Genomic DNA, 6000 nt, shown 5'->3' on the forward strand with positions numbered 1-6000 from the left:
GTCAGACGGTCGGTCAGTCCAGGGTCTCGGCGGAGAGCCGCTCCACCTCGTCCGCCGAGAGCTCGAGGTCGACGGCCTGCACCGAGTCCTCGATGCTCTCCGGTCGCGACGCGCCGGGGATCGGCACGACGACCGGGGCGAGGGCGAGCTCCCAGGCGAGCGCGACCCGCTGCGGGCTCACGTCGTGGGCCTTGGCCACCTCGGCGAACGCGTCGTGCCGGCTGCCGAGGTCACCGGCCTTGCTGATGCCGCCGAGCGGGCTCCACGGCAGGAACGCGATGCCGAGCTCGGCGCACAGGTCGAGCTCGCGACGGCTGCTGCGGAAGGCCGGTGAGAACTGGTTCTGCACCGACACGAGCCGTCCGCCGAGCACCTCCTGGGCCTCGCGGATCTGGGCGGGGTCCGCGTTGGAGATGCCGGCCATCTCGATGACGCCCTCGTCGAGCAGGTCGGCCAGGGCGCCGACCGACTCCGCATAGGGCACGTCCGGGTCGGGACGGTGGAACTGGTAGAGACCGATGGCGTCGCCCCCGAGCCGCTGGAGCGAGGCCTTGGCCGCCTCCTTGAGGTGCTCGGGACGCCCGTCCTTGGTCCACGACCCGTCGCCGGGGCGCAGGTGGCCGCCCTTGGTGGCCACGAGCACGTCGGACGCGCTGCCCGACCACGACGACAGCGCCTTGGCGATGAGGGACTCGTTGTGGCCCACCTCGCCGGCGTCCCGGTGGTAGGCGTCGGCCGTGTCGATGAGCGTGACGCCGGCGTCGAGCGCGGCGTGGATGGTCCGGATCGACCGGTCCTCGTCGGGCCGGCCCTCGATGGACATCGGCATGCCCCCGAGCCCGATCGCGCTGACCTTCCTCGATCCGATGGTTCGCTGCTGCAACGGTGCCTCCTTGGTTCGGTCGGTGCTGGCCGGCGCCCTCCCGACGAGTGCCGGGCGCGCGCCGCACCGTCACGTTCCATACCCGGGTGCGCGAGGCGTCTCCCGTCACCCGTCCGCAGGACGGACCGGACGTCAGAGGCAGTAGGTGGCGTCGGCCTGGGCGAGCTCGACCTCACCCGGCCAGACGGCGGCAGCCTGCTCCCGGCACACCTCGGGGTCGTTCCAGGCAGGGATGTGGGTCAGCACGAGGCGCCGGACTCCCCCGGCGCGCACCGCGGCCTCGGCCGCCCGGCGACCGGACAGGTGGATGTCGGGGACGGTGTCACGACCGTCGACGAAGGCCGAGTCGGCGAGCACGAGGTCGGCGCCCGTCAGCAGCTCGTCGAGCTCGTCGCACGTGTCGGTGTCGCCGGTGTAGGCCAGCACCCGGCCCCCGGCCTCGACCCGGAAGCCATAGGCCTCCACCGGGTGGTTGACGCGGACCGGGGTGATCGTGAACGGCCCGACGGTGACGGGGTCGCGGTGGCGCAGGTCGTGGAAGTCGAAGACCCCGAGGACGTCCTCGGCCTCGCCGCTGCCGTAGGCGCGTGCCAGGTGCACCCCGGTGCCGGGCGGACCCCACACCGGCATCGTCGAGCGGCCCGGACCGCCGGGGACGTAGCGCATCATGACGTAGAGCCCGCACATGTCGATGCAGTGGTCGACGTGCAGGTGGCTGAGCAGGACGCCGTCGACGGCATACGGCTCGATGTGGCGCTGGAGAGCTCCCAGCGCACCGTTGCCGAGGTCGAGCACGATGCTCCACGTGCGCCCCTCGTGCTCGGCGCGGACGAGGTAGGACGAGGCGGGCGAGCGTGGCCCGGCGAAGGATCCCGAGCACCCGACGATCGTGACGTCCACGGGACGAGCCTAGGTGCCTGCGCCGACGACGGCCGGGCGCCCGCGCGTCGGTTGCGTCACACCGAGCCGTCCCGGGGACCCTCGTCGTCCGAGTCGTCCTCGAGGTCGTCGTCGTATGCCGCCACGACGTCGCGCAGGTCGGTGCCCATGAGCGCCTGCGTCAGGGTCTCCTGCAGCCAGGTGAGGAAGTCGTACCACGCCATCGCGTAGCCGAGCGGGTCGTCGTCGTCGATGTCGTCCATCGCGTCGTGCAGGGCCTCGGCGTCCTCCTCGGTGCGCATGCCCATGCGCTCGCCGAGCAGCAGCCGCACGTCGGTGAGTGCCATGAGGAACGCTGGAGCCTGGGTCTCGTCGAGCACGACGCGGTTGCCGACGGCCTGCTCCACGCACTCGAGCGCGACGTCGAGGTTGCCGCTCTTGCGCTGGCGCAGCCCCTCCTCCGTCAGCCGGCGGAACTCGGCGGCGATCTGGTCGTCGCCCCGGTGGGCCGTCGGCAGCAGCCGGTCCAGCGCAGGGTCCCGCTCGGCGAACGACGACGAGTCCGCCTCTGCGGCACCGTCCTTCGCAGCCGACGGCTCCTGGTCGGCAGCGCTCAGGGACAGGCCCATCGTCGCCACGAGGTCGTCGAACGCGTCACCGGTGGGCTCGATCTCCGGGGAGAGCAGCAGCCGCGTCTGCTGCATGAGCCCCTGCAGCACGATGCGCTCGGTCGACTCCAGCAGGCCGACGTAGCGGTCCTGCTCGCGCAGGAAGGCGCGGGCCATCAGCTGTCCTTCTCGAACGTGGCCCAGAGCCCGTAGCCCTGGAGCGCCTCGGCGTCGCGCTCCATCGTCTCGCGGGCGCCGTTGGACACGACGGCGCGGCCCTTGACGTGCACGTCCATCATCAGCTTCTCGGCCTTGGCTCGCGCGTAGCCGAAGTACGTCTCGAAGACCCACGTCACGTACGTCATGAGGTTGACGGGGTCGTTCCAGACGATCGTCACCCACGGCACGTCGGGGGCGACGACCTCGTCGGTGGAGGTCACCTCCTGCTCGACGGGCGCGAGGGAGAGCGTGGGTGCGGTCACAGGGCCACCCTAGGTCCACCGGCGACCGCGAGGCAGACGGTCCCCGACCGCCGTTCGCGCCTAGGGTGGGGCTCGTGAGCCCGACGAGCCCCCGCGCCGCGAGCACGGCGCTGCTGACCGACCACTACGAGCTGACGATGCTGCAGGCCGCGCTCGCCTCGGGCGAGGCGCACCGACGGTGCGTCTTCGAGGCCTTCGCCCGTCGACTGCCGGACGGGCGGCGCTACGGCGTCATCGCCGGCACGGGCCGGGTGCTCGAGGCACTCGAGCAGTTCCGCTTCGGCGACGACGAGCTGCGCTTCCTCTCCGACCACGAGGTCGTCGACCGGCAGACCGTCGACTGGCTGGAGAGCTACCGCTTCTCCGGTCACGTCAGTGGCTACGCGGAGGGTGAGTGCTACTTCCCGCAGTCCCCGGTGCTCGTCGTGGAGTCGACCTTCGCGGAGGGCGTCATCCTCGAGACGCTCGTGCTCTCGATCCTCAACCACGACACCGCGATCGCGTCCGCCGCCTCGCGCATGACGACGGCCGCCATCGGCAGGCCGTGCATCGAGATGGGCTCGAGGCGCACGCACGAGGAGTCGGCCGTCGCGGCGGCCCGCGCGGCCTACGTCGCCGGCTTCGAGGCGACGAGCAACCTCGAGGCCGGCCGGCGCTACGGCGTGCCGACGACCGGCACCGCGGCCCACGCCTTCACCCTCCTCTACGACTCGGAGAAGGAGGCGTTCACGGCGCAGGTCGAGTCGCTCGGCAAGGGCACGACGCTCCTCGTCGACACCTACGACGTCAGGACTGCCGTCGAGCTCGCGATGGAGATCGCCGGCCCGGAGCTCGGGGCGGTCCGGCTCGACTCGGGAGACCTCCTCATCCAGGCCACCGAGGTGCGCGCCCAGCTCGACGCGGCCGGCAACACCGACACGCGCATCATCGTGACCTCCGACCTCGACGAGTACGCCATCGCCGGGCTCGCGGCCGGTCCCGTCAGCGGATACGGGGTCGGCACGGCGCTCGTGACCGGCTCGGGCGCGCCGACCGCCTCCATGGTCTACAAGCTCGTCCAACGCGAGGACGCGTCCGGGCACATGCAGGGCGTCGCGAAGAAGAGCAAGGACAAGACGTCGGTCGGAGGCCGCAAGTGGGCCCTGCGACGGCTCAGCCCGTCCGGCGTGGCGCAGGCCGAGGTCATCGGCATCGGCGAGCGCCCCCGCGACGACGGCAACGACCGCCCGCTCATGATCGACCTCGTCCGCGACGGGGAGGTCGTCGACCACCAGGACATCCACGAGGCGCGCGCCCGCCACGAGGCGTCGCGGGCCGAGCTGCCCCGGGCGGCGGCACAGCTCTCGCGCGGCGAGCCCGTGATCCCCACCATCTACGAGGAGGACTGAGCCATGGTCACATCGGTCACATCGACGCAGCCGGACGGTGGGCGGGCCTTGATCATCGTCGACGTGCAGAACGACTTCTGCGAGGGCGGATCCCTCGCCGTCGGGGGCGGCGCAGACGTCGCCCGCCGCATCGGCGACCACGTCAACGCGCACGTGGCCGACTACGACCACGTCGTGGCGACGGCGGACTGGCACATCGACCCGGGCGACCACTTCTCGTCCACCCCCGACTACGTCGACTCGTGGCCGGTGCACTGCGTCGCCGACAGCGACGGGGCCGACCTGCACCCCAACCTCGTCGGGGCCTTCGACAACGTTGAGGCGGTCTTCCGCAAGGGCGAGCACGCCGCGGCGTACAGCGGTTTCGAGGGTCGCTCCGCCGACGACGAGCGGGTGGCGCTCGCGACCTGGCTCACCGAGCGCGGAGTCTCCCGTGTCGACGTCGTGGGCATCGCCACGGACCACTGCGTCCGGGCGACGGCTCTCGACGCCCGCCGCGAGGGCTTCGAGACGACGGTGCTGCTCGACCTCACCGCCGGCGTGGCCCGGCCCACCACGGACGCGGCCCTGGCGCAGCTCACAGAGGCGGGCGTGCGCCTGCTCGGCGCGCCCACGGTCGCGAGCTGACGGCATACGCCGGCGGCCTTCGGCTGCAACGGTTCTGGTGACCGACCGGTACGGCGCGTCACGACCCCTGTCGTGACGCGCCGCCCCCTCTGGTCAGGTCACTTGCCGTTGCGGCTGACCTGGACGGACTGCTCGACGGCGGTGGTCGCGCAGTCGAAGTCACCGCACGCGAAGACGATGCTCACGTTCGCGGCCTTGCCGCCGGCGAAGAGACCGTTGTCGCTGAACGCGAACGCCTCCCACGGGTGGACCGCACCGTCGCACTCGAGCGGCGACGTGAAGAAGAAGCCGGCGATCTTGACGCGACCGACGCGCTGGACGACCTGGCCCTCGATGTCGCTGAAGAAGCCGTTGGCGTTCGAGCACGAGTACGAGCCGGTCAGCTTCAACGAGCCGTCCTTGTAGGCCGTGGCACGTGGGTCGACGGTGAGCGTCGAGACCGGGGCCGGCGGGAGCGGCTCGAACGAGGCGACGAGGGTGCCGCCGATCCTCTCCGGCGTGTCCGAGAAGGCCATGACGTAGTAGGTCGTGCCTGCCTCGCCACGGACCGCCACCGCCTCCGGACCGCACGCGACGAGGAAGCCGCCCGCGGTCGGATCGCCCTGGACGATCATGACGCCGGCGGTGAAGTCGGACTGCGCCAGGTCGACGAGGAGCCCGTCGCCGGTGGGGTCGGTGTAGGTGAACCAGACGCTGCCGTTCGTCGCCGGAGCGCCACACTGCTCGTTGAGGGTGGCGTCAAGCGCATCGGTCGTCGCCGTGCTCGTGTCCTGGGTGACGGTGGTCGGCAGCGACGTGACGGCCGTGGCCCCGGCGGAGGTGTCGTTGGTCGGCGCGGCAGAGGCCGTCGTGGCGCCGAGAGGCCCGAGGAGGGCGGCCGCGGCGAGGGCGACGAGAAGGCGTGGAGCTCTCATGGATGATCACCTATCCCTGTAGGCGCTCCCCGTTGAGCGCCTCACTCCACTAGACCGCCGCGCCCCGGCGACGGTTGTCGGTCAGGACATCTCCTGACCAACTCTTTACGGTCATGCCCGAAATGCTCCGATTCCTTGTCGGGCAGGACGGGTCAGCGCAGGACGGGTCAGCGCAGGACGGGTCAGCGCAGGACGGGTCAGCGCAGGACGGGTCAGCGC

7 protein-coding genes are annotated in these 6000 nt (G+C 71.6%); 2 read left to right on the forward strand and 5 right to left on the reverse strand.

Translation table 11 applies throughout. The annotated features are described in order from the left end of the window. Nucleotides 1-13: 13 nt before the first annotated feature. From IEY30_RS16630 to clpS, 4 genes are all read right to left on the reverse strand, one after another. Nucleotides 14-883 (reverse strand): aldo/keto reductase, encoded by an 870-nt coding sequence (locus IEY30_RS16630; protein WP_030202833.1) that lies wholly within the window; start codon nucleotides 881-883, stop codon nucleotides 14-16. A 132-nt stretch (nucleotides 884-1015) separates the two neighbouring features. Next, a complete protein-coding gene (locus IEY30_RS16635; RefSeq protein ID WP_030202835.1) occupies nucleotides 1016-1783 on the reverse strand; it encodes an MBL fold metallo-hydrolase in 768 nt (255 codons plus the stop codon). A gap of 56 nt (nucleotides 1784-1839) precedes the next feature. Continuing rightward, nucleotides 1840-2547: a DUF2017 domain-containing protein gene (locus IEY30_RS16640; protein ID WP_030202838.1), complete on the reverse strand. Its 708-nt coding sequence runs from the start codon at nucleotides 2545-2547 to the stop codon at nucleotides 1840-1842. Continuing rightward, nucleotides 2547-2852 (reverse strand): ATP-dependent Clp protease adapter ClpS, encoded by a 306-nt coding sequence (gene clpS, locus IEY30_RS16645; RefSeq protein WP_030202841.1) that lies wholly within the window; start codon nucleotides 2850-2852, stop codon nucleotides 2547-2549. Before clpS ends, IEY30_RS16640 begins: the two co-directional genes overlap by 1 nt. Before the next feature lie 74 nt (nucleotides 2853-2926). On the opposite strand from clpS, the gene IEY30_RS16650 reads away from it, so the two are divergent. After that, a complete protein-coding gene (locus tag IEY30_RS16650; RefSeq protein WP_030202853.1) occupies nucleotides 2927-4240 on the forward strand; it encodes a nicotinate phosphoribosyltransferase in 1314 nt (437 codons plus the stop codon). Nucleotides 4241-4243: 3 nt separating this feature from the next. Further along, on the forward strand, nucleotides 4244-4867 hold the full coding sequence (locus IEY30_RS16655) for an isochorismatase family protein (RefSeq protein WP_052358994.1): 624 nt from the start codon (nucleotides 4244-4246) through the stop codon (nucleotides 4865-4867). A 98-nt stretch (nucleotides 4868-4965) separates the two neighbouring features. On the opposite strand, the gene IEY30_RS16660 is transcribed toward IEY30_RS16655, so the two are convergent. After that, nucleotides 4966-5781 carry a DUF6299 family protein gene (locus tag IEY30_RS16660; RefSeq protein WP_030202869.1) on the reverse strand — a complete coding sequence of 272 codons (816 nt, stop codon included), beginning with the start codon at nucleotides 5779-5781 and terminating at the stop codon, nucleotides 4966-4968. Between the last annotated feature and the right edge of the window lie 219 nt (nucleotides 5782-6000).

It is taken from the genome of Terrabacter tumescens (assembly GCF_014646815.1).
In the GTDB taxonomy this organism is placed as follows: Bacteria; Actinomycetota; Actinomycetes; order Actinomycetales; family Dermatophilaceae; genus Terrabacter; species Terrabacter tumescens.

Excerpts from the sequence above, each read along its gene's own strand:
- IEY30_RS16660 (WP_030202869.1), bottom strand. The coding sequence starts at position 5,781 with ATGAGAGCTCCACGCCTTCTCGTCGCCCTCGCCGCGGCCGCCCTCCTC.
- IEY30_RS16655 (WP_052358994.1), top strand. The coding sequence starts at position 4,244 with ATGGTCACATCGGTCACATCGACGCAGCCGGACGGTGGGCGGGCCTTG.
- IEY30_RS16640 (WP_030202838.1), bottom strand. The coding sequence starts at position 2,547 with ATGGCCCGCGCCTTCCTGCGCGAGCAGGACCGCTACGTCGGCCTGCTG.